The organism is Actinopolymorpha cephalotaxi (genome assembly GCF_013408535.1).
GTDB classification, from domain to species: Bacteria; Actinomycetota; Actinomycetes; order Propionibacteriales; family Actinopolymorphaceae; genus Actinopolymorpha; species Actinopolymorpha cephalotaxi.
This window is the reverse complement of record NZ_JACBZA010000001.1, coordinates 2972369-2997837: the sequence shown is the minus strand read 5'-3', so window position 1 is coordinate 2997837 and position 25469 is coordinate 2972369. Positions and strand designations below refer to the sequence as shown.

Here is a 25469-nt window from a genome sequence, read left to right as displayed (position 1 = left end):
GCGACGTCGCACCAGCAGCGGCCCCCTCGTCTCGTGACGTCATCGCCCCACCTTGTTGCTGCGCCATGTCCGGGGCCCGAAACCTTGTCGGATCCGAGGACGACGGTGGGGTCCCCGCTTCGACTTGTCGCGCACGACCTACGACGACGGGCCTTGTCGGAGACCGGTCGCCTACGCAGATCTGCGTACGCACAGCCGTCCGTCGTCGGAGGCAGTACGGAACCCGACGACGCAAGGATTGAACCCATGAAGGTGCCTGCGGACGTTTCCTGCCTGCGTGATGGACGTGACCCGCCGAGCGGGTCACAGAGTGAGCAGATCCGCGCTGACGACAAGCGTGCTGGATGATTCGCGACCTCTTTGGTCCCTCGCTTCGTAGAAGGCAACGGGACAAGGAGATCGGGCGCAACGGTCAAGGACTTGAGGAGAAACTGGTGACGACGACCGAGACCCACACAACGGACGGGGCCCTGGCGAGACTGGCCCGGTCCTGTTACCGGCGGCGCCGCCTGGTCCTCACGATCTGGATCGTGGGCGTGGCCGCCTTGGCGTTCCTCGGCTTCGGCTACGGCGCTACCCCCGACAACGACTTCTCCGGCGGAAACACGAGCTCCGCCAAGGCGCAGGTCCTGATCGACAAGCACTTCCCCGAGCAGCAAGGGGACACGCTGACGCTGGCGATCAAGGCGGACAGGGGGGTCGACGATCCGTCAGCCCGGCGAAGGATCGAGAAGGTCATCGCCGACCTGGACGCCTCGCCCATCACCGGTCCCGTCACCTCGCCGTATCAGGACAAGAGCCTGGTGACGCCGGATCGCCACATCGCCCGTACGATCATCCCGCTGACCGACAAGGATGTGGACACATCCAAGGTCAAACTCCTGGTCGACACGGTCAAGGAAACCTCCGGTGACGGCGTGACGCTGGCGCTGGGCGGAGACGAGGCAGCCAAGGCCGAGACACCCAAGCAGGGACCGGCCGAGGGTGTGGGCGTACTCGCAGCGGCGGTGATCTTGTTCATCGCCTTTGGGTCGCTGGTGGCAATGGGCCTGCCGATCGTGACCGCGTTGCTGGCGATCCTCGGTGGCATCGCCCTGATGCAGCTGGTGGGGTACGTGGTCCCCTCGCCGGACTTCACCGTGATCATGGCCGCGATGGTCGGGCTCGGTGTCGGCATCGACTACGCGCTGTTCATCGTGACGCGCTACAAGGACAACCTCGAGGACGGCGACGAGCCCGAGAACGCCACGGTCAAGGCCATCACCACCGCCGGTCACGCGGTGCTGTTCGCGGGCACTACCGTCGTGATCGCGTTGCTCGGCCTGATCGTCATGGGACAGCGGCTGATGACCGGAGTGGCCGTCGCCACTTCCGTGATCGTGCTGGTGACGATGATCGCTGCGGTGACCCTGCTGCCGGCGTTCCTGGGCTTCACCGGCCGCAAGATCAACTCGCTCCGGCTGCCGCGTCGCACGACCCGCCGCGAGCCCGTCGGTGCCGCGTCACAGGGACGCCGGAACCTCGCCGAGCGTTGGGCCGGCGTGGTGCAGCGCAGGCCGCTGGTCGCCGCGATGCTGGCCGGCGTGGCTCTGCTGGTGCTGGCCGCCCCCACCCTGTCGATGCGGCTGAGCCTGCCCGATGCCAGCGTCCAGCCCCACGACAGGAGCAGCTACATCTCATACAGGATCGTCTCCCAGGGCTTCGGTCCCGGCTTCAGCGCACCGCTGATCTTCGCTACGGAGGTCGACGCCAAGCACGCGGATCTGCGTCCCGTGGTCGAAGCGGTCAGCGGGACCAAGGGCATCGCCTACGTCACCCAGCCTCGGGTCAGCAAGGACGGACAGGCCGCGACCTTCATGGCCTTCCCCAAGACCGGATATCAGGATGCGGCGACAGCGGACCTGGTGCATCGGCTCCGCGACGAGGTACTGCCCAAGGCGCCCAGCGGCGATGGGATCTACATCGGCGGCCCCAACGCCGCCACGATCGACTACGCCGACCAGGTCAACTCACGCCTGCCGCTGATGATCGCGGTCGTCATCGCGGTGTCCATGGTGCTGCTGATCGCGCTGGTCCGGTCGGTCACGATCGCGCTGCAGGCCGCCGTGATGAACCTGCTGTCGATCGGCGCCGCCTACGGTGTGATCGTCGCGGTCGTGCAGTGGGGCTGGTTCGGCTCGGCGCTCGGTTTTCCCACTGCCATGCCGATCACGACCTGGGTGCCGATGATGATCTTCCCGGTCTTGTTCGGCTTGTCCATGGACTACGAGGTCTTCCTGATCTCGCGGGTCCGGGAGGAGTACGAGCGCACCGGTGACACCCGAACGGCGGTCATGGCCGGATTGGCCCGGACTGCCAAGCTCATCACCGCCGCGGCCGCCATCATGATCGCCGTCTTCACCACCTCCCTGCTGGGCCCGGACGTCGCCGTCAAACAGGGAGGCCTGGGTATGGCCGTCGCCGTGCTCATCGACGCCACCATCGTCCGGATGGTCCTCGTCCCCGCGGTGATGGAACTGTGCGGCAAGGCAAACTGGTGGATGCCCGGGCGCCGGGCATCGAAGCAGACGCCGATCCTACCGGCCAGGGCGAGGGAAGAGGCCGGAGTCTGACCGAACCCGGAGCCGGAGTGCGGGAACCTCGGGCGGTTCCCGCACTCGACCGCCGAACAGCGCATCCCGCACTACATTCCCGAGTCGGAGCTTGGGTCGCTGCTGTCTGGCTGCCAGCGAACTGCCAGTCGATCTCGTCGCCAGGTCGGGCACATCTCCGCCCGCCGTGGTGCGGGTTGTGGTGCGAAACGCCGGCGATCGGTGTGGTCGGAGTGGCTGTGGGGGAGAGGCGTGAGGGCAAAGTCGCTGGTAGATGGCCTGGTAGGCGTTGGTAAGGGTTCTCATAATCCCTGGGTCGCGGGTTCGAGTCCCGCCCGCCCTACCCCGGTCGGCTGCTCACTGGGGCTGGGCCGGCCCCTTCCGGTAGAGCGCGGTGGGACGCCATCACTGCGGCACGATGAACCAGGCACGAGCTCGGCGACACCGAGCTCTCGCAACCGTTGAGCGTGTTGCGCACGGTCACCCCGACAGGGGTCGGGAGGCGCCACCGGAAACGGCCCCCGGCCGCGTGGAGCCTCGCGCCTCAGGTCTCGTCGCGTGCGAGCCGGTTGCGGCGGTCCTCCTCTCGCTTGGAGTACGTGGCCGCACGGATGGCTTCGTCGGACTCGAGGCCGCTGCCCAGTGCGCCGCCGACGGTGGCCGCCGACGCGACGAACCAGGCCAGCACGAACAGGTCTGCGTAGCGGAATGGTTGTTTGAGGGAGCTGCTCATCACGGCGGGATCGAGGATGAACAGCGCCCAGAGCAGGTTCAAGACGTAGAGCGCCACGTAGCAGATGAGCACCCCGACGGTCAGGGTCACCAGCGTCGAGGTGTTGTACAGACGCGACCGCTCCCGCGCTGGAGAGGAGTCGTCATCCGGCCGGTCCCACAGGCCACCGTCGATGACGAGCCAGCCGACGACGAGCGCGATGGAGGCGATCGTCGCAATGACCAGGCGCCACGGCGACAACGAGCCTGCCAACAGCCACACGGTGGAGTTGATGGTGGCGATGGCACCGGTCGTGAGTGCCGCGACGAGGGCTGTCTTGAGCCCGGGCACGAGTAGCCACGGCCGGTTGGCGAGCACCATCCCCAGGAGCAGGCGCCAGCGGCCACTTCGCCGCGGCAGCGGCACTCGGTGGCCGTGCTCGGAGGTGGGGTCGAACATGCCGCTGATGACCTCGCGCAACGCGTGTCTGCTGCGCCTGTGCATGCCGAGCCCGCCGAGCGCGGGGAGGGACAGCACTGCCGCCCGGTGCTGCGGGTCGGTCTCGATCAGCAGGTATCCGCCGTCTTCGTCACGAAGGGGAAGTTCGGTGAGTCCTACGACCACATCCCACTGATGTTCGTGGGCGTGGTCGTTCAGTCGGGACAGCGCAGTGTCCACGTCCTCACTGGCGACCGTGAACGGCTCGCTGACCACCTCGAGGGCCCACTCGCGCCGATCCTCGCCGTCGGGCGGATGGAGGTCGCCGAACCGGCGGGCTATCTGAGTGGGCTTGGCAGGGTCGGCGACAAGGCCGACGCGTATCGCCTTCATCTGCCCGCCGTACCCGCGGCGCCTACGTGGAAACGCGCGAGCGAACGGGTTGACCGTCGCAAACGGAGGGGCTCCAGACGCTACACACTCATCCGCTGCCCGCAGCCGGCTGCTCATGGGTTCACAGCCGGTGGCGGACCGTCTCTGTCCTTCCGGATCGCTCGATCACGAGGTGGTCTGGGCGTGCGGCTTGAGCACGACCTTGGTCCAGCCGTGCTCGCGGGCGTCGAAGTGCTGGTAGGCCTCGACCGCCTTGCTGAGTGGGAGTTCGTGGGAGACGAGGAACGACGGCTGCGCGCTGTTCGCGGCGATCAGGTTGCAGAGCTTGCGGTTGTAGCGCTTGACCGGGCACTGGCCGGTTCCCATGTGCTGGCCCTTGAACCAGAACTTGCCGTAGTCGACCGCCGCCTTTCCCTGTTTGCCGAGCTCGTCCGGCGATCCCGGGTCACTGGGAACGAACACGCCGACCACGCCGATCCCGCCGGTGAACTTCACCGAGTCGATGAGACGGTTGAGCGTGAGGTTGTTCTGCTCCTTGCCCTGCGGGTCGTGCGCCTGGTAGCCGACACATTCACAACCGCGGTCCGCTCCCTTGCCGTCGGTCTGCTCCAGGACCGCCTGGACCGGGTCGGTCTTGGAGTCGTCGATCGGAACGGCCCCGATCTTCTCCGCCAGCGCCAGGCGGTCGGGGTGCCGGTCGACCACCATGACCTTGGAGGCGCTCTTGAGTACGGAGGAGTAGGCCGCGAAGAGACCGACAGGTCCGGCACCGTAGACGACCACGGTGTCACCGGCGGCGACACCTGCCATCTCGGTGGCGTGGTAGCCGGTCGGCCAGATGTCGGCGAGCATCACGTAGTCGTCTTCCTTGTCCCGGGCACCAGGTGGGAGACGAAGGGCGTTGAAGTCCGCCCAGGGCACCCGCAGGTACTCAGCCTGTCCGCCGCTCCACGGACCCATGTCGGCGAAGCCGTAAGCCGCGCCCGCAAGCTCTGGATCCGGATTTGCCGTGAGGCAGTAGTTCGTCAACCCCGCGTTGCAGTTCTCGCAGGTTCCGCACGCGACGTTGAACGGCACCGCCACCATGTCGCCCTGGTGGAGGTCCTGCACGGCCGATCCTGTCTCGACGACCTCGCCGAGGTTTTCGTGCCCGAAGATCCGCCCTGGCTCGAACGACGTCCTGCCTTCGTACATGTGCAGGTCGGACCCACAGATGTTCGTCGACGTTATCTTGACGATCGCATCGGTCGGTTGCTCGATCGTGGGATCGGGAACGTTCTCTACGGCTATGTCACGTGGGCCGTTGTACACGACTGCTTTCATGGGCGATACCTCGCCTTCCGAGCTGGGTTCCCGGCCGCCAGTGGTTGGAGCCTCATCAGCAGGGGTACGTCGGGCCGGGGCTGGACGCACACCAAGATCCGCTGTTCCGCAGCCTCGATTCAGTTCCGGCAGTCCTGTCAGGCGGCTCTGCTGGGAGCGCGAGCGAACTGGTCGACGATGGCCGCGCAGAAGGCCGGCAGGTCCGCCGGTGAACGGCTGGAGGTCAACTGCCCGTCGATGACGACCTCTTCGTCGACGACTTCTGCTCCGGCGTTCCGCAGGTCGGTGCGCAGGCTCGGCCACGAGGTCATCCGGCGGCCGCGCACCGCGTCGGCCTCCACGAGGGTCCAGGGACCGTGGCAGATGACACCTATCGGCTTACCGCTCTCGACGAACGCCTTCACGAAGGCGACCGCATCCTTGTTCATGCGCAGTTGGTCCGGGTTCATGGTGCCGCCGGGCAGGACCAAGGCGTCGTAGTCGTCCGCGGAGGCATCGGCCAGGAGCCGGTCGACCGGGAAGGTTCCGGCGGGATTGAGGTCGAACTGGCGTGCCTGGATCTCGCCGGGGTGAATCGAGAGGATCTCGCTTCTTGCCCCGGCGCCATACAGTGCACCCCGAGGTTGTTCGAGTTCCACCCGCTCCACTCCGTCGGTGGCCACGAACGCCACCGTCTTGTTATTCAGTGGGTAATCCATGGTTTCCACCTTCCTGACCGTTACACGCGTCGGGTGTTCCCGGCCTCGGATTCCACGCAACCAGACTGGGCACTTCCTCACAAGGGCCTGCACCCGGAAATAGTTGCAGTGCTAATCGCCACCGCACAATATTTGTCATCCTTGCCAGGGACCGCTCACGACACTCAGGGTTAGGGTGGTGGGAACTATGACGCGATGCCGTGTCTGGAGACCAGGAGGCGAGTATGCCGGTCCAGAGTAGGAGCAGATTCGAACGGTTCTTTCGTGCAGCGGCGAGCCTGGACGTCGACAAGAACGATCTCAAGCGTTACCAAGATTTCCTGGACAACAAAATCTACGATCTGTTCCTGATCGCGAAGGCGTCGGCGAAGGCCAACGGCAGAGACGTCATCCAGCCGGCCGACCTGCCCATCACGAAGGGGCTCCAGGAGAGCATCCATGAGTTCCGGCGGCTGGACGAGGAGATCGAACTGACCCCCACCCTCGACATCCTGGCCGCACGGCCTCCGTTGGACGTCACGATCAGCGACGAGACCGAGGAGAGGCTGCCGGGCGTGGCCGGCGGCCTCAGCATCGCACTGGCCAGGACCTTCAAGATCATCGACCCTGGTCTGAAGAACCCACAGACGGAGCACTGGTCACGAGTGTTCCAGATCTTCGGTCAGCTCCTCTGAAGCCGCCCTGAGGTGGACGTCCGCGAGCGTTCACAGGAGGTGTACAGATGCCCAAGGTCTTGATAATTACCGGTGATGGTGCTGAGTCACTCGAGGTGCTGTATCCGTACCAGAGGCTCGTCGAAGAGGGTTATGACGTCGAGGTCGCGGCCGTGGAGAAGAAGAAGCTTCAGTTCGTCGTACACGACTTCAGCCCTGATTTCGACACCTACACAGAGAAACCTGGCTATGCATGGCCCGCGGACGTCGCGTTCGCCGACGTCGAACCCGCCGACTACGCAGCACTCGTCATCCCCGGCGGACGCGCACCGGAGTACATCCGGAATGACCCCGACTGTCAGCGAATCGTGCGTCACTTCTACGAAACCGACGCGCCGGTGGCGCAGCTGTGCCACGGGCCGTTGATCCCGGCAGCCGCGGGTGTCCTTGCTGGCCGACGCACGGCGGCATACCCGGAACTCGAACCGGACGTCACTCTTGCGGGTGCGGAGTTCGTGGACGCAGCCGCTGTCGTCGACGGCCAGGTGGTGTCCGGAAGGGCGTGGAACGACCACCCTGCCTGGATGCACGAGTTCATGCACATCCTCCAGGCCAAAGCAGAACCGCCGGTGGTCTAGACGAGCCGCTTCGGATGACCTGTTACGAGGGCGTCCTCCGCCCATGACCGCACGGTCACGGCAGGTGCTGGGCCGACGTGTGTAGCGAGCACCTCGCCCCTCTTCATGACGATGAGCGTGGGCACGGAACGAACTGCAAGGCGTTCGGTGACCCGTGGCGCTTCGTCCACCTCTACCTCGACGAGTTTCACCTGTCCGGCCAGATCCTTGGCGACCTGCTCGAGGATGGGCGTCATGCGGCGGGACGGAGGGCACCACGGTGCGCACATGTAGATGAGGACGGGAACCTGCGACCTCTCCACGATGTCGGTGTATGAGTCGTCGTCGGTGTCGACGACCCAGGGGAGCGCCGACTTGCAGGTGCCGCAGCGCGGCGCATTCTCAACCGTGCTCCGTACGCGGTTCATCCTGCCGCAACGCTCACATGTCACGCTGGCCAGGGGGTCGTGCGACGTCATAGGCTTCTCACGCTCCATGTCGAGCCGCATGGGTTGTTGCCCGACGTCAACGATCGCGAGGATCAGCGGGGTCGATCCATAAGCGTTTTCACCTAGCCTGCGGGCAAAAATGTCGTTGAGTGCAGACCGCGCCCGTGACCTGGTTGTAGAACATCCCCGTCACCAGACATCGTCCCGCGCTCCCCGAACCCTGTAAAGGTCGAATCCGGTGCGGCGTGATCAGCCGCGGAATCCCCACGTGATTCCTGCACGCCCGGGCGGCGGTCGCGGCGCTGCGATGAACAGGTATGTGCCGTGATCGGGTCCCCTTCGCTCTGCTAGGGCGTGATCTTCTCGGGCAGTACATGTTCAGGGGTCGGCCGGGATGGACCCGGTAGTGGCGAAAGCGCTGCCCGCCTGCGGGACTGGCCGGCGGGAGCCATCCATTTCCTGAGGGCACGGACCGCTGTGGCCCAACGGCGGGCGGCCGCCCGCTGAATCTGGCCCGATCGGGAGTGTCGGGTCTGCCCGGGGGGCCGTGTGCCTACCTGAAGGTCGGCCATGAGCCGGTCGACCGCGGCCAACAGGGCTCCCGCCAGCTCCCAACCCTGTGGGTCGCGCCACACCAGTGAGCGCAGAAGCTGGGCTGCCGCGTCGCGATCTGTACGGGCCTGGGCCAAGGCGTGGCCCAGGTCGTCCCGGTTGGGCTTGGCGTCCGGGGTGATTTCGGTGGTGACGATCACGCCGAAGGCGTCGAACGAATCCGCCAGACGGCTGAGGAGGACCGCCAGCAAGGCAGCCAGTTGCTCGTCGGACAGAAACGCCCTGCGGTGAGGACTGCCGCAGAGGTCAACCATGGTTCGGCAGAGCGACCGGACCGATACCGCACAGTGGTCCAAGGTGTCCATGCGGCTGCGCAAGATCAGCCGCGTATGCAGCAGTTGACGGCCGCGAGGGTTCAGGCGCAGGCTGTCCTCGGCCTTGACGAGTGCGACATCCACCCTGACGAAGTCCCGGTCGATCCGACGGGCCTCAGCCAGCCATGAACCGGCGTTCTCGGCGCTCACTCCCTGTTGGATCTCACGCGCCATGCGGCGCAGTAGCTCACTGAGCTGGTCGGCAAGCTTGTCGACGGCTTCGCCGGCCGTCTGGACGTAGACAGAGGGGGGCACCAGCAGGTTCAGCAGCACTCCCACCCCGGCCCCGATCAATGTCTCAAGTGCCCGTCCTTGAGCCGTTGCCGCTGGGTTGGCAACCCCTATGACGAGCATGCCGCTGATGGCGACCTCCTGTACGGCCGGCCCGAGTCGCAGGATCCGGCCCAGTGCAAGGGACGCGAAGATCAGGATAGCCAGACTCCACCAGGTGAGTCCCACCAAATGGGCGAAGCCAACTGCGACGAGCACACCCACAACCACGCTGACCACCCGCTGCACTCCGCTGGTGAGGGTGGCATACAGCGTGACCTGGACGACGATCAACGCGGTGAGTGGCGCAAGCAGAGGCTGCGGGCTGCCCGACACCTGCTGCGCCACTATGTAGGCGATGACCGCGGCGGCCGTGGCCCGCACGGCCTGTCGGACGAACGCGTCAGGGCCTCGCCGGGTAAGGCGTACGATCTGGGCTGGTCCGTGGGCGTGTTTCAGCTGCCGCTCCGCCCCACCGGCACCTGGCCGCCATCGGTGGCTCAGCACCAGCTCGCGCCTGACACGGGTAGACACCCGGGGCGTCGGCGCCGCGCCGGAGGCGTACCCGGTGACAGCGGTCGCTTGTGTGTCACCGTGCGACCGGAGGCCCCGCCGATGGCCGTCTCGGACGTCGTCACGGTATAGGCAGTGGACAATTATTGGAACTTTCTGCTCTGTACCAATGAAGAGTCGGCTGATGCGCGTCCATCACCTGATAGATTCGCCGGTCGTTCTCAGCATGTGCCACGTCGTGCCGGACTGTCGACAAATCACTGAAACTCTCGGCCAGGACGAGAATGCTCGCCTCGAGGAGCGCGGTTTCTGAGAGTATGGGAGCGGTACCTCGGTATTGAGAACGAGGAGCCTGTCGACACAGACGCGCACCGGAGATTTCCTGCGGTGGCTTCGTGAAATCCTCCGATACGGAGTGATCAGCACGCGTGCATCCCAACGTCTTCACCCTTTTGCAACGAGAGATTGCAACATGGACTATGACCAGTTTCTTACCATTGTGGAACGAGCAGGCGGGGCCGCAGGAGTAGGGGCAGATCGCGCCACCGCTGTCACTCTGCAGACCCTGGCCGAGCGGATCTCTCCCGCCGAGGCGCGTCATCTCGCCGGCGAGCTCCCACCGGAGCTGGGTCCCCTGCTGTTCACCGCCGACCCGGCGGAGGGGTTCGATGTCGACGAGTTCGTCCGCCGCGTAGCGGAGCGGGGCGACATGGATTTTCCGACCGCAACCCGGGCCGCGAGCGCGGTCTTCACGGCACTCTCCCGCGCGCTGAGCGAGCGCGAGTTCGCCCACCTCGTCGCGCAGCTGCCCAAGGATTTCGTCCTTGTCCTGCCCACCGGACCGGAAATCCTTCCGGCCGGGGCCTTCCTCGAGCGGGTTGCCCAGCGCGCCCAGCTCCATGACGGCGATGCCAGCCGGGTCACCGATGCCGTTCTTCAAACCCTCGCCGAACGCATCGCCGCGGGGGAGGTCGACGATCTGATCAGCAGGTTGCCCTTCCCGCTCCATGACCCCCTCCGAGCCGGCAGGTCCGTGGACGGCGATCAGGCCCGGCGCATGTCGGTGGAGACGTTCCTCGACCGGGTGGCCGAGCGTGAAGGTGTGACACCCCAGGAGGCGTTCGTCCACGCTCGAGCGGTCATGACCACGCTGCATGAAGCGGTCGGGGAGGAGTTCCACGACGTCGTGGCGCAACTCGGTCCGGCGTACGCGGCCCTGTGGTCGGGCTGAACGCAAGCCGTTCTTCCTTCGGTACGAAACACCCCGGGTCACGGTCGATCCGGAGCCGCGTTTCGCGAGTCGCCGGCCTCGGGGACGTGGGGGCGGTTTGACAGAACCCGACCAGGACGGGGCTTTCGGCCTTGCCCACCACCCAGCCGTCGGCATGTGCTTGGTGGTAGTCAATCGGTCGGGGAGACATCATCATGACCGCCACGCCATCAGTCGCACGAAGGTCGATCCAGAGCGTCAATCCGTACCAGAACGAGGTACTCCGCGAGGTCCCCGCGATGTCCGACGAGGAGGCCGACCGAGCAGTCGACCAGGCTCAGCGGGCGTTCCAGGAGTGGCGGTGGCTGCCCGCCGGAGAACGCGCGCAGGTCGTACGCCGGGCTGCCGACCTGATGCAGCAGCGTCGCGACGAGTTCGCACGTACCGCGACCTTGGAGATGGGCAAGCTCATCGAGGAGAGCTACGGCGAAGTGGATCTCGTGGTCGACATCCTCCGATACTACGCAGAGCAGGGGCCGGAACTCCTCGCCGACGAGCCGATAGCCGTGGACGAGGGCACTGCAGTCGTGACGAACCGCCCGCTCGGCGTGCTCCTGGGCATCATGCCCTGGAACTACCCCTTCTACCAGGTGGCCCGCTTCGCGGCGCCCAATCTGGTTGCGGGTAACACCATTCTGCTCAAGCACGCAAGCAACTGCCCGCAGTCGGCACTCGCGCTCGAGCAGCTGTTCCGGGATGCGGGCGCTCCCACAGGCGTCTACACGAACCTGTTCGTACGCGGATCCGCGATCGGGCAGATCATCGACAATTCACTCGTGCAGGGTGTGTCGCTGACCGGCAGCGACCGGGCAGGTGCGAGCGCGGCCGAGCGTGCCGGGCGCAGGATCGACAAGACCGTGTTGGAGCTCGGCGGGAGCGACCCGTTCATCGTGCTCGACGGCAGGGACTTCGACCGGACCATCGACGCCGCGGTCGTCGGCCGCCTGGGCAACATGGGGCAGAGCTGCGTGAGCGCCAAGCGGATGATCGTCGTGTCCGACGTCTACGACGAGTTCGTCGACCGGTTGCGCCGACGCTTCGAGGCGCTCACCCCGGGCGACCCGATGGACCCGGCGACGACCCTCGGCCCTCTATCGTCCGAACAGGCCGCCGAGAACCTCGTGAGTCAGATCCGTGACACCGTCGCGGAGGGCGCCACCCTGGTGACCGGTGGCAGGCGCATCGACCGGCCCGGCGCCTTCGTCGAGCCCACGATCCTCACCGACGTACGTCCCGGGATGCGTGCCTACCACGAGGAGCTCTTCGGGCCGGCGGCCGTGGTGTACCAGGTCGCCGACGACGACGAGGCTGTCGGCCTGGCCAACGACAGCCAGTACGGGTTGGGCGGCGTCGTCATGTGCCGGGATCTCGACCGGGCCCACAGGGTCGCAGAGCGGCTCGACACCGGCATGGTCTGGGTCAACCACCCCACCTCGTCCCGTCCCGAACTGCCCTTCGGCGGCATCAAGCGCTCCGGGTACGGGCGAGAGCTGTCCGACCTGGGGATCAAGGAGTTCGTCAACCAGAAACTGGTCCGTACCTTCCCGACGACCTCGGCGATCGGCTTCGCCCAAGGCTGAGCAGCGCCGACACGCACGATGGGAGGCGGCACATGGGAGCGCGCGAGGAACTGGATCAGGTCTGACACATGCCGGCACGGTTTGAGGGCACGATCTTCGACGTGGACGGCGTCCTCGTCGAGTCTGCCGCACGAGAAGGCGTGGCGTGAGTCGTTGCGCGAGCTGATGCAGCCGGACTGGCGCGACACCCGCGACCGGGAGGGCTGGACACCGGAAGCCTTCACGTCGCGCGTCTACCAGGAGGAGTTGTCGGGAAAGCCACGCATGAGCGGTCCGCAGCCCCCGTCACGACCCGAGATATAGCCTGGCCGCAAATACTGAGCAAAGAAAAACGAGCAACACCCAGGGGTATTTAGCGTGATCACCGGATTGCCGTCAGCCGCGCTCACCCAATTCAAATGAAATACTCGCGTAGCTCGGCACGGGACAGTGCTAAAAGGTGGCTTGGAGATCGACGCTGTAAGCCTCTTTACACTCTGCCCTGAGGGGGTGAGACTGCGAGGTAGTGCGCAGACTTTCGCGACCTCGTGTTTGTTGCGTTTCCTGGTCGAATCTCTGCGTCCAGGTGTCCGGTCTGGATCACAGCCTTCCGGTGCTGCACGCGTTCCGCTGATGTGGCTCATCCATGTTCGGCGACGGACATGACCTGCAGTTGAGACCTTTCTGAACGGATTTGATCATGGCGAAAGCGGTTGGTATCGACCTGGGTACGACGAACTCGGTGATCGCCGCGGTGGTGGATGGTACGGCCACCGTGGTCCCGAACGGCGAGGGGCAGCGGACGACGCCGTCGGTGGTGGCTTTCACCGAGCAGGGTGAGCGGCTGGTGGGCCAGTTGGCGCGCCGGCAGGCGATCCTGAACCCGAAGGGGACGATCACGTCGGCGAAGCGGTTCATCGGGCGGCGGTTCGACGAGGTGAGCAGCGAGAGCCATGCGGTGTCGTTCGATGTGGTGGCCGGCCCGGATGGTGCGGTGCGGTTCGATGTGCACGGGAAGATGTACTCCCCGGAGGAGATCTCCGCGCTGGTGCTGCGCAAGCTCGCCGAGGACGCGGCGAAGTTCCTTGGTGAGAAGGTGCACGAGGCGGTCATCACGGTGCCGGCGTACTTCAACGACGCGCAGCGCCAGGCCACCAAGGACGCGGGCCGGATCGCCGGCCTGGAGGTGTTGCGGATCATCAACGAGCCGACGGCGGCGGCACTGGCGTACGGGCTGGACAAGAAGGGACACGAGACCGTCCTGGTGTTCGACCTGGGTGGTGGGACGTTCGACGTCAGTTTGCTCGACGTCGGCGACGGGGTGGTGGAGGTGCGTGCCACCGCGGGCGACACCCACCTCGGCGGCGACGACTTCGACCGCCGGGTGGTCGACTACCTGGCTGACGAGTTCCAGCGCACCGACGGCATCGACCTGCGCCGGGACCCGCAGGCGCTGCAGCGGTTGTTCGAGGCCGCGGAGAAGGCGAAGGTCGAGCTGTCCTCGGTCACCCAGACCACGATCAACCTGCCGTTCATCACCGCCGACGCCACCGGCCCCAAGCACCTGAACACGACGTTGATGCGGTCGACGTTCGAGGAGATCACCCACGATCTGGTCGAACGTTGCCGGGGCCCGGTGGAGCAGGCGATGGCTGATGCGAAGGTCACCGCCGACGACATCGACGAGGTGATCCTGGTCGGTGGGGCCACCCGGATGCCCGCGGTGCAGAACCTCGTCCGGCGGATGACCGGCGGCAAGGACCCGAACATGACCGTCAATCCCGACGAGGTGGTCGCCATCGGCGCGGCCATCCAGGCGGCGGTCCTCAAGGGCGAGATGAAGGACGTCGTACTGCTCGACGTCACTCCGCTCTCGCTCGGGATCGAGACGTTGGGCGGGGTGATGACGAAGGTGATGGACCGCAACACCACCATCCCGGCGCGGCGCACGGAGACGTTCAGCACGGCCGAGGACAACCAGTCCGCGGTGGACGTGGTGGTGTTGCAGGGCGAACGTGAGCGGGCGAGCGACAACCGGGTGCTGGGGAGGTTCCGGCTGGAGAACATCCGCCCGGCGCCGCGTGGTGAGCCGCAGGTGGAGGTGACCTACGACGTGGACGCGAACGGCATCCTGAACGTGTCCGCCCGGGACAAGGCCACCGGGGCCGAGCAGGCGATCACGATCAGTGAGAGTTCGAATCTGGACAAGTCCGAGGTGGACCGGATGGTGTCCGACGCCGAGCGGTACCGCGCCGATGATGCCCGGATCCGGGAGGTGGTGGACGCCCGTAACGGTCTGGACGCGGCGGCGTACCAGGTCGAGCGGCGGCTGGGTGAACTCGGCGACGCGGCGCCCGAGCACGAACGCGCGCGGGCGCAGTTGTTGTTGGGTGATGCCCGTGAGGCGGTCAAGGACGACAGCGCTCCGCTGGAACGGCTGCGGTCGCTGACCGGTGAGCTGCAGCAGATCTACCACAGCCTGAGCACCGCGGGAACCGGCGGCGAAGCGGGCGGCCCCGAAGGGACCGGGGGCCCGGATGCCGGCGGACCGGGCGGTCCCGGTGGTCAAGGTGTGCCCGGGCAGCGTGGAGCGACCGAGAACGAGGACGTGATCGACGCGGAGTTCACCACCGACTGACGTAGGAACGTCTACGGGACAGGGTCTGCGATGACGGAGCAGAAGCCGGGACGCCCGCCGGACCTTGAGGGGCCGGGGGCCACCGAGACCGACATGCAGAACGCAAACGAGCAGCCTGGCCCGCCCGGCCGCGATGATGCGCTGGTGGAGGCGCAGGCTCGTGCGGCCGACTTCGAGGACCGGTGGCGCCGTGCCCTGGCCGACGCCGACAACCAGCGCAAGCGGCAGGCGCATGGGTGGGACCGGCAGCGCGCCCAGGTCACGGCGAGCCAGGCCGCGCAGTGGCTCCCGGTTGTGGACAACCTCGACCGGGCTGTGGCGCACGCGCAGGCGGTGCGACCGGAGGAGAAGCAGGACTTGTTGCTGGAGGGTGTCCGGGCCGTTCTGGAGCAGGCGGTCGGGGTGCTCGCGGCGCTCGGCTACCCACGTCGGGACGACGAGGTGGGTGCGGTGTTCGACCCGGCTCGGCATGAGGCGGTGGCTACCGTGCCCAGTGCGGAGGTGCCGGCGGGGACGGTGCTGGACGTGGTGAGCCCGGGCTATGGCGAGGGGGAGCGGCAGCTGCGACCGGCGGGCGTGGTGGTGGCCACGAAGGCGGCGTAGGGCGAATGGCCGACCGCGACTTCTACCAGGTTCTCGGGGTGCCGCGTACGGCGACCCGGGAGGAGATCCAGCGCGCCTACCGGCGGCTGGCGCGGGAGAACCATCCCGACGTCAACAAGGATCCCGGTGCCGAGGACCGGTTCAAGGACGTCTCGGAGGCCTACGACGTGCTGTCCGATCCCGATCTGCGCAAGCGGTACGACGTGTTCGGCGCGGACTTCCGGCGGGTGCCCGACGACGTCGACCCCGACACGTGGGCACAGGCGCAGGCGCGGGCCCGCACGGGTGGCCGTGCCAGGGCGGGCGCGGGTGCTCGCGGTGCAGGTGGGTTCGGCGGGTTCGAGGGGTTCGAGGGGTTCGGCGGCACGGAGGGCGAGGAGATCGACCTGGAGGACCTGCTCAGCGGCATGTTCGGCGGGCGGGCAGGTCGCGCCGGACGTGGGCGGGCTGGTCGGGGCGGTCGCGGTTTCGGCCCGATCCCCGGTGCGGACCAGGAGGCCGAGCTCCCGTTGACGGTCGAGGAGGCTTACCGGGGTGGGCCGCGGTCGGTGACGTTGTCGACGTTGTCCGGGCCGGGTGGCACCCGGCAGTACGAGGTGAACGTTCCGCCCGGCGTGACCGACGGGCAGCGGATCCGGCTGGCCGGCCAGGGCGGGCAGGGCAGCGACGGCGCCCCGCCCGGCGATCTGTATCTCGTCGTACGACTCCTCCCGCATCCCCGTTATCGCGTGCGGGGGCGGGACATCCATCTCGACCTGCCGCTCGCTCCGTGGGAGGCGGCCCTCGGCGCGACCGTGGCGGTCGACACCCCGGGCGGTGAGGCGAAGGTCAAGGTGCCGCCGGGGACTTCAAGTGGGAGGTCGCTGCGGCTACGCGGCCGGGGGATGCCGAACCCACGCGGCCAACCGGGTGACGTCTACGCCGAGGTCCGGATCGTTGTGCCGTCGCACCCGAGCGAGGAGGAGCGCCGGCTGTGGTCGGAGCTGGCCCGCATCTCCGGGTTCGACCCGCGTGCGGGCTCCGGCACCGGCGCGCCCGGTACGTCCAGCTCATCGTCAAGTCAGTCGTCTGGTTCCGGGGCAGGGAGGCGCTGATGTCGTTCGCACTTGTCCGGATGCGGGTCCGTCGGGAGGAGCGTTCCGGCCGGGAGGTGCACCTCGGCCTGGAGGAGTTCGCCGCGCGGGTAGGCCTGCACCCAGATCATGTGCGCCGATTGGTGGTGCTCGGCCTGCTGGACGCCGACGCGGATCCGTCCGGGCGGCTGCACTTCGCCCCTGCTCAGGTGGCGCGTGCGGCGCGGATCGAGCGGCTGCGGGCCGGGTTCTGTCTGAACTACGCCGGGATCGGGGTGGTGCTGGACCTGCTGGACCGGATCGCCGAACTGGAGGCGGCCGAACGCGCGGCCGGTTTGCGCCTCTCGCGGCACCCGCCGCAGCCGTCTACCTCTGTCGACACCGGTAGGCGCATCGTCACCAGATCCAGTGGGCGCGGACAGCCGTCTGCCGCCCGACGCTATGGAGGCATCTCGTGGACCCGAACCGGTTGACTCAGAAGAGCCAGGAGGCACTGCAGGAGGCGCAGTCGGCCGCGTTGCGGTTCGGGCATACCGAGGTGGATGGTGAGCACCTGTTGTTGTCGTTGCTCGACCAGCCCGAGGGCCTGGTGCCGCGGTTGTTGGGGCAGGCTGGTGTGGACCCGGGCTTGTTGCGCAAGCAGGTGGAGGAGGAGCTGGAACGCCGGCCGCGGGTCGGCGGGCCGGGTGCGGAACCGGGACAGGTGTACGTCACCCAGCGGCTGGCCCGGCTGCTGGACTCCGCCGACCGGGAGGCCAAACGGCTCAAGGACGAGTACGTCTCGGTGGAGCATCTCGTGGTGGCGCTGCTGGAGGAGGGGCCGGCCAGCGCCTCGGGCCGGATGTTGCACGACCTCGGCCTGTCCAGGGACCGGTTCCTCGCGGCACTCACCCGGATCCGGGGCAACCAGCGGGTCACCTCGGCCCAGCCGGAGGCGGCGTACGAGGCGCTGGAGAAGTACGGCCGCGACCTGGTGGCCGACGCCGCGGCCGGTCGGCTGGACCCGGTGATCGGCCGGGACGCGGAGATCCGGCGGGTGATCCAGATCCTGTCCCGGAAGACGAAGAACAACCCTGTCCTGGTAGGAGATCCCGGGGTCGGGAAGACCGCGATCGTGGAGGGCCTGGCACAGCGGATCGCCAACGGCGACGTACCGGAAGGCCTGCGCAACAAGGTGGTCTTCGGGCTGGACATGGGTGCGCTGGTCGCCGGTGCGAAGTATCGCGGTGAGTTCGAGGAACGCCTCAAGGCGGTGCTGAACGAGGTGCGTGCCGCCGAAGGGCGCATCATCTTGTTCGTCGACGAGTTGCACACCGTGGTGGGTGCGGGTGCGGCCGAGGGGGCGATGGACGCCGGGAACATGCTCAAGCCGATGCTGGCCCGCGGCGAGCTGCACATGATCGGCGCCACCACGCTGGAGGAGTACCGCAAGAACGTCGAGAAGGACGCCGCCCTGGAACGCCGCTTCCAGCCGGTGATGGTGGACGAGCCGTCGGTGGAGGACGCGATCTCCATCCTGCGCGGGCTGCGGGAGCGGCTGGAGGTGTTCCACGGCGTGACGATCCAGGACGCCGCTCTGGTCGCGGCCGTCGTACTCAGCCACCGTTACATCTCCGACCGGTTCCTGCCGGACAAGGCGATCGACCTCGTGGACGAGGCGTGCGCGATGCTGCGGACGGAGATCGACTCCATGCCGGCCGAACTCGACGAGCTGACCCGGCGGGTGCGCCGGCTGGAGATCGAGGAAGCCGCGCTGGCAAAGGAGACCGACGCCCCGAGCAAGGAGCGGTTGACACAGCTGCGGCGCGAGCTCGTCGACCTGCACGCGCAGGCGGACGCGATGCGCGCGCAGTGGGAGGCCGAACGCCAGGCGCTGCGGCGGGTGCAGGAGCTACGGCAGGAGATCGAGCAGGTACGCCGCGACGCCGAGCAGGCCGAGCGCGACTACGACCTGAACCGGGCCGCCGAGCTCCGCCACGGGAGACTGCCCGAACTCGAACGCCGGATGCATGCGGAGGAGGAGCAGCTGACCGAGAAGCTCGGCGAGCGGCGGCTGCTGCGCGAGGTGGTCACCGAGGAGGAGATCGCCTCCATCGTGTCCCGGTGGACCGGCATTCCGGTGAGCCGCCTGCAGGAAGGCGAACGCGAGAAGCTGCTGACCCTGGACCAGGTGCTGCACGAGCGGGTGATCGGCCAGGACGAGGCGGTCAACCTCGTCGCGGACGCGGTGATCCGGGCGCGGTCGGGCATCAAGGACCCGGCCCGCCCGATCGGGTCGTTCATCTTCCTCGGGCCGACCGGTGTCGGCAAGACCGAGCTGGCGAAGACGCTTGCGCGGGCGCTGTTCGACACCGAGGACAACATGGTCCGGATCGACATGAGCGAGTACCAGGAACGCCACACGGTGAGCCGGCTGGTCGGCGCGCCCCCCGGCTACGTCGGCTACGAGGAGGGCGGCCAGCTCACCGAGGCGGTGCGCCGCAAGCCGTACTCCGTGGTGCTCTTCGACGAGATCGAGAAGGCGCACCCCGACGTGTTCAACCTGCTGTTGCAGGTGCTCGACGACGGCCGGCTCACCGACGCGCAGGGCCGCACGGTGGACTTCCGCAACACGGTCATCATCATGACGTCGAACGTCGGGTCGGAGTACCTCCTCGAAGGCGCGACCGCTAAGGGTGAGATTGCCCCGGACGCCCGGGCGCGGGTGATGGCCGACCTGCGGTCGCGGTTCCGGCCGGAGTTCCTCAACCGGGTGGACGAGATCGTGTTGTTCAAGCCGCTCACCGAGGCCGAGATCGAGCAGATCGTGGAGCTGATGTTCGACGAGCTGCGGGCCCGCCTGGCCGACCGGCGGATCACCCTCGACGTCACCGAACAGGCCCGCCGGCTGATCGCGGCGGAGGGATTCGACCCGATCTACGGCGCGCGTCCGCTGCGGCGGTTCATCTCCCGGGAGGTGGAGACCCGGATCGGCCGCACCCTGATCGCCGGCGACGTCCACGACGGGGCGGTGATCACCGTCGACGCCCACGACGGCGACATCACCGTCACCTACCACAACCCCACACCGAAGGCCCGCCTGGAGGCAGCGTGACGGTTCGATCGAGGAAGGAACGGGACTGATGACCACACAGACCGAGACGAACGTCGTCGAGTGCGCCAAGTGCGGTCGCCGCAACCGGGTTCCGGCGACCGGGGACGGTGAACCCCGATGCGGCAACTGCCGCGCACCGTTGCCGTGGATCGTCGACGCCGACGACGAAACGTTCGCCGACGTGGCGGACCGCTCGCGGCTGCCCGTCGTGGTCGACCTGTGGGCAACCTGGTGCGGCCCGTGCCGGATGGTCAGCCCGGCGCTGGAACAGGTCGCCCGCGACCTCGCCGGCCGGATCAAGCTGGTGAAGGTCGACGTGGACAAGGCACGCCTGGTGTCCGAACGCTTCCGAGTCCAGGCCGTCCCCACGCTGCTGGTGATGCGTGCTGGCCAGGTCGTGTCCACCCAGCTCGGCGCGGTACCCGCCGCGCGCCTGCGTACCTGGGTGGAGGAGGCGCTGGCCGAGGATCGGCCGGCAGGGGAACAGACCTGACAGCCGGGCTGGGAGCCCGAACCGAGAACCCCACCGGAGAACGGAGGAACCGACATGCCCGTCGCGCTGGATCCACACCTGGAACAGATCCGTACGGTCGAGCCTCGCACACCCACCGGGTGCGAGGAGTGCCTGCGAATGGGCTCGCCGTGGGTGCACCTGCGGCTGTGCCTGACCTGCGGCCACGTCGGCTGCTGCGACTCCTCACCGCTCAAGCACGCCCGCGCGCACGCGCACCACATCGGGCATCCGATCGTGGCGTCCTACGAGCCCGGCGAGGACTGGCGCTGGTGCTACTTCGACGAGCAGTTCGTCTGACCGCAAGACCGGTGAACCGCCGCGAACGGGCCGTGAACCACCACTGATACGACATCGGAGAGAGGGCCGTCACATGAACGACCGAGCCCCGTCCACACCGCAGGAACCGTCCACGCAGGTGGAGACCCCGGACGCCCACGGCGCCTACCCGCGACTGGACGCGCCCCAGATCGACGCGCTGACCGCCCGAGGCTCGCGACGCCCCGCCGAGGTCGGGGACGTCCTCTTCGGCGAGGGGGACGAGCCGTACGACTTCTTCGTGGTTGTCTCGGGCAAGGTCGCCAATGTCGCCGACCACGGGACCCCGGAGGAACGGGTCATCAGCGTGCACGGTGCCGGCCGGTTCCTCGGCGAACTCGGTGTCCTCACGGGACAGCCGTCGTTCTTCACCGCGGTCGTGGTGGAGGCCGGGGAGGTGCTGGACGTGCCACCCGAGGCGTTGCGGGAAGTGGTGGCACACGACCCGGCGCTCGGCGACCTGATCCTGCGGGCGTTCCTGCTCCGGCGGTCCTTGTTGATCGAGTTCGGCGTCGGGGTCCGGATCGTCGGTTCCTGCTACTCCCAGGACACCCGCCGGCTGCGGGAGTTCGCGGCGCGCAACCGCCTGCCACACCGCTTCCTGGACCTGGACAAGGACCCCGGCGTCGAGAAGCTGCTGCGCAGCCTGGCCTTCCGTCCGGAGGACACACCGATCGTGATCCTGGGCGGGCGCCAGGTGCTGCGCAACCCCAGCAACGCCGAACTCGCCCAGCGGCTCGGCCTGCTCGTCCCCGAGCCGTCCACCCCGCTGCACGACCTCGTGGTGGTGGGCGCCGGCCCGGCCGGCCTGGCGGCGTCGGTGTATGCGGCGTCAGAGGGCATGGCGGTGATCACTCTGGACTCGGTCGCGACCGGCGGGCAGGCCGGCACGTCTTCCCGGATCGAGAACTATCTCGGCTTCCCCTCGGGCATCTCCGGTGCGGAACTCGCCGAACGTGCCGTCCTCCAGGCGGAGAAGTTCGGTGCCCGGATGCACATTCCCGCCACCGCGGCGGCGCTGAAGCAGGACGCGGGCCATTACGTCGTCGACGTGGAGGACGGCCCGCCGGTGCTGGGCCGCTCGGTCCTGATCGCCACCGGCGCACGGTACCGCCGGCTCCCGGTGCCCCGACTGGAAGAATTCGAACCGACCAGCATCTACTACGCCGCCACCCAGCAGGAGGCGCTGTGGTGCGGACGCGTCCAGGTGGCGGTGGTCGGCGGCGGCAACTCGGCCGGCCAGGCAACGCTGTTCCTGTCCAACTCCGCGAGCCGGGTCGTCCTCCTCGTCCGCGAGGACGACCTGGGAACGAGCATGTCACGCTACCTGGTCGACCAGATTCGCCGCACGCCGCAGGTCGAGGTACGCACCCACACCGAGGTCCGCGAACTGGTCGGGGACGGCACCCTGGAGACCCTGGTCGTCGAGGACAACCACACCGGGAAACGCGAGGACGTTCCGGCGCGTGCTCTGTTCGTCTTCATCGGCTCGACTCCCTGCACCTGGTGGCTGGGCGACGAGGTGGCACGCGACGACAGCGGTTTCGTCCGGACCGGATCCGACGTCGAGCGCGACGGAAGCTACCCGGGAACCTTCCTCGAGACCAGCCTTCCCGGAGTGTTCGCGGCCGGTGACGTACGCAGTGGGTCGATCAAACGCGTTGCCTCCGCGGTCGGGGAGGGTGCGATGGCGGTCCGGCTCAGCTACGCCCACCTGACGAGGGGCGAGGGGTACACCGTCGGTAGGAGTTGACCGCTGCGAAGATGAATACGGTTCCTTATGATTTGTCCTGGTGTCAGCGCCGCATCTCGGTGAAGTGGCACCCTGAGTTGTACGAGTCGTACACTTGGCCGCATGAGTGCGGCAGCAGAGGTTCCTCCGGAGCTGGCGATCAGCGATGCGCGTGATCGTCTGGCGGACGTGGTGAACAAGGCGACCTACGCCGGCAGCGTTACCTATCTGACTCGGCGCGGCCGGCGTGTCGCGGCGATCGTGCCATTGGCGAGGGCAGCGGCGGACGAAGCGAAGGTGCGGGAGGCTGCTGTGGCGGCGGCCTGTCGTGAGCTTTGGTCGTCGGTGCAGGAGGCGGACCAAGCCACGAAGGAGCGGGTCAGGCAGGTGATCGATCGATTGATCGAGACCGCTGAGGACGCTGCCGATGAGGCCTCCGTAGCGGCAGTAGAGGCGGAGCGGGAGGCCGGCGCGAGAGCGGTTTCGTGGGAGTCGCTGCGCGACGAGCTCGACTCGTGAGCTACCAGATCCAAGTCGAGCCCGCCGCGGTGCGGGCGCTGCGGCGTCTACGCAAGGGCGACCAGTTGGCGTGGAAGCGTGTCGCCGTGGCGATCGACGAGCTGGCCGCCGAGCCGAGGCCCCACGGAGCCAAGGCGCTGCAGGGGAGAAGTGGACTGCTCAGGATCAGGGTTGGCGACTACCGGGTCATCTACGAAGTTCAGGATGCGCAGCTGGTGGTCCTCGTCGTGGATCTCGGCCACCGGCGCGACATCTACCGCTGACCGAGCCGCAGGCTACGGTTTTGGACCCACTGGGTTGCGTACACAGAGGCTCTCCCGATACGGCGAAGAGGCTCCTCGTGGTGCGGGTTGTGGTGCGAAACGGTGGTGATCGGTGGGGTCAGGGTGGCTGTAGGGGGTGGACCTGGGGACAAAGTCGCTGGTAGATGGCCCGGTAGGCGTTGGAAGGGGTTCTCATAATCCCTGGGTCGCGGGTTCGAGTCCCGCCCGCCCTACCCCGGTTGACCTGCGTAGATCACATTTCGTGACCGAAATCTATGTCCGTTTCGCCCCTTTTCGTGGTGCGAGTTAGTCCCCTGGTCACCGTCGTCGGTGGCCTCATGCTTTGACTGTGTCCACACGTAAGCGCACGGATGAAGTCGGCCCCAGAACCCCAGGAGCTCATCCGTCGCGGTGAGGAGCCTGCTACTGGTGGAACTCAGCACGTTGGTGCGGCGGCGTCGTAACGGGCTTTAGCTAGTTGAGGGGTGGGAGCATCCACGACGCAGGCGTTGACGAACCTCCCGAGTGGATTTCCCTGTGCCGACGGGACAAGGCCCCTGTCACCGAGATGGTGAGATAGCCGCGGCCTTCAGGTCAGGGGTCCAAGGTCGTCAGTGGCCGCGCGTCACCTGGGAGTCTGCAAGGGTCTCATCGACTTGTACGAACCGGGCTCGTTGGGCACAGCGGGTGCGCATGCTGATTGATCACGCGCGTCTGCCACGCGAACTGCGCTGGAGGGGAGACCTCATCCGTACGTTTCCTGCCGTAGGGCTGCTTGCCGTCGAGGAGACAGTGCTTGCCACCATTCTCCGTGCCGTTGCGCGAGGCTGTGCTTGTCAGGAGGGCTCGTGTAGGTAGTGGTCGGGGTTGGCGGCGAACTTGTCCAGGTCGCCGGGGCCGGGCCTTCCGACGTCGTAGAAGACTTTCGTTCGGCGGGCTGGGCCTGCGCCCACTGGATTACTTCGCGTAGGTCGTCGGAGATTGTCGTCGCTGGGCTCGCGTACTCGTCGTACCAAGCGCCTTGCCGGTGGCTTGCCTTTTTCGAAGGTGATCTCCAGGATCCCGCACCCGGGATCGGGGTTACGGTTCACCGCAGGCGGCAGTTCGATCCGGCACTTCTTGCGACGTGTGCTCGATGAGTTCCACAACTTCGGCGGCAGGAGGTCGAGCGGCCCGCTCTTACACGCCGCGCCTGTGGGTGACCGGGCAGTTGACGCTCCCTGGCCCGTCCTCGGTTACCCACGTCGCGGACCCACTCGGGCATTAACACGAAGTCCGGAACGTGCTTGCGGTCGACCAGCCCAGCCCTTCGGTGAACGGAGGGGGATAGCTGAAGATGTGGATCTTGCCGGTGCCGGGCTCCGGATCGCCGGTATAGGTGCACCAGCGGTTGATGATCCCCTGGCCGGGAGTGCGGTATTGATCACGGCCGTCGAGTCGCACCATGGAGTTGCGGGCCGGCCTACCGACCCGAACTCGCCGACCCCGACTGAGGCGTCCGAGCCCTCGCTCGACGCTCCGTCCCACGTGGACCGGTTCCCAACCTCGGCATTGACCTATTGAGCCTTCTCAAATCAAGCCCCCGGCCGCAAGCGCCTACAGCGCGGCGCGTGTCCTGCATCGCTTTGGTCTGCGCCGCTGAAGGTCGTTTCACTTCTCATCGGTAGTTCGGAGACCCGAACTGATGCCGACAATGTTGTCCGCTTCTCTAATGGTTGAATGACGAAGAGCGGCACACCAGGTGAACAAATTCGCCAACCTTGCGCGATCCTGACTCGTCGTGAGAACTCTGGGCGAGCAATTTCGAGCTCTGTCGAACTGCAGAAAGACTCGCGTCGGTATCTATTGCACTCTGGCGTCTGGAGTAGGTCGAAGGTCGATCCCTTTGTGGACCCGAATCGTCGTAGCCTTGCACGCCGCGGTGTTGGGAGGCGCCCGACACCACTGGTACAACCCCAGGAAGCCACGGCGCGGATGGTACGCGCCTCGCTGGCGGGGTTGGGCTCTGCGCACGGGACGGTGCAGCAGCTCGTGCCCGGGTCGGCGAGCCGGGTCGTAGTGGCCGAGGCGGGTTCAGCCATCGTCGCAAGGCTCGGTTGATTCGGAGTTGAGGAACTCTTGACCGTACGGTGAGAGTGGTGTTTTCTAGTGCAACCGGCCTCACAAAAGCGTTTGGAGGCCGTTGCCCAGGGGGACGGGAGTTCCGATGCTGGTCTCCTCTTTTTCTGTTAACTCGACCTCCTCGTCGACCAGACGTGCAAGGTCTTGCTCGACTCAGTCGATCGGCCTCAGCCATCCCTCGACGT

20 protein-coding genes are annotated in these 25469 nt (G+C 67.2%); 15 read left to right on the top strand and 5 right to left on the bottom strand.

The features are described 5' to 3' along the window. Nucleotides 1-434: 434 nt before the first annotated feature. Entirely contained in the window at nt 435-2612 is a 2178-nt protein-coding gene (locus FHR37_RS13295) for an MMPL family transporter (protein WP_202818067.1), read from the top strand. Between the two features lie 523 nt (nt 2613-3135). Here FHR37_RS13295 and FHR37_RS13290 read toward each other — a convergent pair. From FHR37_RS13290 to FHR37_RS13280, 3 genes are all read right to left on the bottom strand, one after another. Continuing rightward, nucleotides 3136-4251 carry a hypothetical protein gene (locus FHR37_RS13290; RefSeq protein WP_237768752.1) on the bottom strand — a complete coding sequence of 372 codons (1116 nt, stop codon included), beginning with the start codon at nt 4249-4251 and terminating at the stop codon, nt 3136-3138. 48 nt (nt 4252-4299) lie between these two features. Continuing rightward, nucleotides 4300-5457, bottom strand: a complete 1158-nt coding sequence (locus FHR37_RS13285; RefSeq protein ID WP_092883266.1) for a glutathione-independent formaldehyde dehydrogenase — start codon at nt 5455-5457, stop codon at nt 4300-4302. 137 nt (nt 5458-5594) lie between these two features. Beyond that, nucleotides 5595-6248, bottom strand: a complete 654-nt coding sequence (locus FHR37_RS13280) for a type 1 glutamine amidotransferase domain-containing protein (protein ID WP_237768751.1) — start codon at nt 6246-6248, stop codon at nt 5595-5597. Between the two features lie 131 nt (nt 6249-6379). On the opposite strand from FHR37_RS13280, the gene FHR37_RS13275 reads away from it, so the two are divergent. Beyond that, a complete protein-coding gene (locus tag FHR37_RS13275) occupies nt 6380-6829 on the top strand; it encodes a DUF1931 family protein (RefSeq protein WP_092883264.1) in 450 nt (149 codons plus the stop codon). 47 nt (nt 6830-6876) lie between these two features. Next, nucleotides 6877-7446: a DJ-1/PfpI family protein gene (locus tag FHR37_RS13270; RefSeq protein WP_092883263.1), complete on the top strand. Its 570-nt coding sequence runs from the start codon at nt 6877-6879 to the stop codon at nt 7444-7446. On the opposite strand, the gene FHR37_RS13265 is transcribed toward FHR37_RS13270, so the two are convergent. Both FHR37_RS13265 and FHR37_RS13260 read right to left on the bottom strand, forming a co-directional pair. Next, complete coding sequence (locus FHR37_RS13265) at nt 7443-7922, bottom strand: thioredoxin family protein (protein ID WP_202884521.1); 480 nt, start codon at nt 7920-7922, stop codon at nt 7443-7445. The genes FHR37_RS13270 and FHR37_RS13265 overlap by 4 nt on opposite strands. A 299-nt stretch (nt 7923-8221) precedes the next feature. After that, a complete protein-coding gene (locus FHR37_RS13260; RefSeq protein WP_269086078.1) occupies nt 8222-9454 on the bottom strand; it encodes an FUSC family protein in 1233 nt (410 codons plus the stop codon). Nucleotides 9455-10055: 601 nt separating this feature from the next. Here FHR37_RS13260 and FHR37_RS13250 point away from each other — a divergent pair. The 12 genes from FHR37_RS13250 to FHR37_RS13195 all read left to right on the top strand — a co-directional run bounded on the left by FHR37_RS13250 (nt 10056) and on the right by FHR37_RS13195 (nt 23163). Continuing rightward, nucleotides 10056-10814 carry a DUF2267 domain-containing protein gene (locus FHR37_RS13250; protein WP_202818065.1) on the top strand — a complete coding sequence of 253 codons (759 nt, stop codon included), beginning with the start codon at nt 10056-10058 and terminating at the stop codon, nt 10812-10814. Between the two features lie 194 nt (nt 10815-11008). Next, nucleotides 11009-12433, top strand: coding sequence for an NAD-dependent succinate-semialdehyde dehydrogenase (locus FHR37_RS13245; RefSeq protein ID WP_092883261.1), 1425 nt, complete (start codon nt 11009-11011; stop codon nt 12431-12433). Between the two features lie 679 nt (nt 12434-13112). Then, nucleotides 13113-15050, top strand: coding sequence for a molecular chaperone DnaK (gene dnaK, locus FHR37_RS13240; RefSeq protein ID WP_179771000.1), 1938 nt, complete (start codon nt 13113-13115; stop codon nt 15048-15050). Nucleotides 15051-15080: 30 nt separating this feature from the next. Further along, nucleotides 15081-15653 (top strand): nucleotide exchange factor GrpE, encoded by a 573-nt coding sequence (locus FHR37_RS13235; RefSeq protein ID WP_179770999.1) that lies wholly within the window; start codon nt 15081-15083, stop codon nt 15651-15653. 5 nt (nt 15654-15658) lie between these two features. Continuing rightward, nucleotides 15659-16747: a DnaJ C-terminal domain-containing protein gene (locus tag FHR37_RS33090; protein WP_179770998.1), complete on the top strand. Its 1089-nt coding sequence runs from the start codon at nt 15659-15661 to the stop codon at nt 16745-16747. Continuing rightward, on the top strand, nt 16747-17199 hold the full coding sequence (locus FHR37_RS13225; protein ID WP_092883257.1) for a chaperone modulator CbpM: 453 nt from the start codon (nt 16747-16749) through the stop codon (nt 17197-17199). The genes FHR37_RS33090 and FHR37_RS13225 overlap by 1 nt, the downstream gene beginning before the upstream one ends. Then, nucleotides 17181-19820, top strand: a complete 2640-nt coding sequence (gene clpB / locus FHR37_RS13220) for an ATP-dependent chaperone ClpB (RefSeq protein WP_179770997.1) — start codon at nt 17181-17183, stop codon at nt 19818-19820. Before FHR37_RS13225 ends, clpB begins: the two co-directional genes overlap by 19 nt. Nucleotides 19821-19848: 28 nt before the next feature. Then, the gene (gene trxA, locus FHR37_RS13215) at nt 19849-20313 is read left to right on the top strand and encodes a thioredoxin (protein ID WP_092890736.1); all 465 of its coding nucleotides are present in this window, start codon (nt 19849-19851) and stop codon (nt 20311-20313) included. A gap of 54 nt (nt 20314-20367) precedes the next feature. After that, entirely contained in the window at nt 20368-20631 is a 264-nt protein-coding gene (locus tag FHR37_RS13210; RefSeq protein WP_092890739.1) for a UBP-type zinc finger domain-containing protein, read from the top strand. 73 nt (nt 20632-20704) lie between these two features. Then, nucleotides 20705-22402: an FAD-dependent oxidoreductase gene (locus FHR37_RS13205; protein WP_092890742.1), complete on the top strand. Its 1698-nt coding sequence runs from the start codon at nt 20705-20707 to the stop codon at nt 22400-22402. A gap of 102 nt (nt 22403-22504) precedes the next feature. Next, on the top strand, nt 22505-22900 hold the full coding sequence (locus FHR37_RS13200) for a type II toxin-antitoxin system prevent-host-death family antitoxin (RefSeq protein ID WP_092890745.1): 396 nt from the start codon (nt 22505-22507) through the stop codon (nt 22898-22900). After that, nucleotides 22897-23163: a type II toxin-antitoxin system RelE family toxin gene (locus tag FHR37_RS13195; RefSeq protein WP_092890747.1), complete on the top strand. Its 267-nt coding sequence runs from the start codon at nt 22897-22899 to the stop codon at nt 23161-23163. Before FHR37_RS13200 ends, FHR37_RS13195 begins: the two co-directional genes overlap by 4 nt. The last annotated feature ends 2306 nt before the right edge of the window (nt 23164-25469 follow it).